General features: G+C 74.2%; 3 protein-coding genes. 1 reads left to right on the top strand and 2 read right to left on the bottom strand.

Annotated features, from left to right (window positions below; genetic code table 11):
* A partial coding sequence (locus tag APM_RS11915) for an isoaspartyl peptidase/L-asparaginase (protein ID WP_007423632.1) occupies positions 1-424 on the bottom strand: 424 nt, incomplete at its 3' end.
* 89 nt (positions 425-513) lie between these two features.
* Here APM_RS11915 and paaG point away from each other — a divergent pair.
* A complete protein-coding gene (gene paaG / locus APM_RS11920) occupies positions 514-1,308 on the top strand; it encodes a 2-(1,2-epoxy-1,2-dihydrophenyl)acetyl-CoA isomerase PaaG (protein WP_007423633.1) in 795 nt (264 codons plus the stop codon).
* Here paaG and APM_RS22050 read toward each other — a convergent pair.
* Positions 1,280-1,463, bottom strand: a 184-nt coding sequence (locus APM_RS22050; RefSeq protein WP_007423634.1) for a hypothetical protein, incomplete at its 5' end; no start/stop codon positions are given. The two genes, paaG and APM_RS22050, sit on opposite strands and share 29 nt — an antisense overlap.

The following is a 1,463-nucleotide window of genomic DNA, read 5'->3' on the forward strand; positions in this document are numbered from 1 at the left end:
AGGCCTCGGTCTCGAATTCCAGCCCCGCCGCCCGCGCCACCGCCAGCGCGCCGTCGCCGATCATCAGCACATGCGGCGTCGTCTCCATCACCGCCCGCGCCGCCAGCACCGGGTTCACCGGCCCGCAGATCCCGGCCACCGCCCCCGCCGCGCGATCCGCCCCGTTCATGATCGCGGCGTCCATCTCCAGCGTGCCGGCATCGGTCAGCACCGCCCCGCGCCCGGCATTGAACAGCGGATCGTCCTCCAGCATCACCACCGCCGCCGCCACCGCGTCCAGCGCCGAGCCGCCCTCGCTCAGCACGTCCCAGCCCGCGCGCAGCGCCCGCCGCAGCCCCTCGTGCCGCGCCTCCGCCATCTCCGGCGTCATGTCCGCCGCCCGCATCGTGCCCGCCCCGCCATGGATCGCGATCGAGATGCTCATTTCGTCTCCTTATTGCCGTAAGCGTCAGTTCTCGCCATACTCGGCGCACCGGCGCACACTAGTCGCCCGGAACGCAGGGAGGAACAGGAATGGCGGCAGAGCTGATCGTGGAAAGCGTCGGAGCGGTGCGGGTGCTGAAGCTCAACCGGCCCGACCGTCTGAACGCGCTGAACGAGGCGGTGCACGAGGCGCTCGCCGCCGCCTTCGCCGCCATCGAGGCGGACGATTCGGTCCGCGCCGTGCTGCTGACCGGCGAGGGCAGGGGGTTCTGCGCCGGCGCCGATCTCAACCAGTCCCTCGGCGGCGGCCCGCGCGATCTCGGCGCCTCGATCGACCGGCACTACAATCCGCTGGTCCGCCGCATGCGCGCCCTGCCGAAGCCGATCGTCGCCGCGGTCAACGGCGTCGCCGCCGGCGCGGGCGCCAATCTCGCCCTCGCGGCGGATATCGTGCTCGCCTGCGAGTCGGCGAATTTCACCCAGGCCTTCATCCGCATCGGCCTGATCCCGGATGCCGGCGGCACCCATTTCCTCCCCCGCGCGGTGGGCGATGCCCGCGCCCGCGGCCTCGCCATGCTGGGCGAGACCATCACCGCCCGCCAGGCCGCCGACTGGGGCCTGATCTGGCGCTGCCTGCCCGACGAGGGCTTCCTCGCCGCCGCCCTCGCGGTCGCGGCCGATCTCGCCTCCCGCCCGACCCAGGCGCTCGCCGCGATGAAGGCGGCCTTCAACGCCGCCGGCGCCAACGGGCTCGACGCCCAGCTCGATCTCGAGCGCGACCTGCAACGCCGCATGGGCCGCACGCCGGACTTCGCCGAGGGTGTCGCCGCCTTCCGCGAGAAGCGCCCGGCGAACTTTACCGGCGCGCCGCCAGCGCGAGACTGAGCGCGATCGCCCCGAGCCCCGCGAACAGCGCGCGGGGCCCGGCGCCCGCGTGCAGCAGCGCGGTCAGGATCAGGCTCGCCGCGACCATCCCGGCGGCGGAGAGAATGTTCGTCCCCGCCACCGCCCGGGCCCGCGCCTCCGCCGGCGCCCAGGCC

The organism is Acidiphilium sp. PM, assembly GCF_000219295.1.
Lineage (GTDB): Bacteria > Pseudomonadota > Alphaproteobacteria > Acetobacterales > Acetobacteraceae > Acidiphilium > Acidiphilium multivorum.

Bases quoted from the DNA above. Each gene is read 5' to 3' on its own strand.
- paaG (WP_007423633.1), top strand. From the start codon at position 514: ATGGCGGCAGAGCTGATCGTGGAAAGCGTCGGAGCGGTGCGGGTGCTG.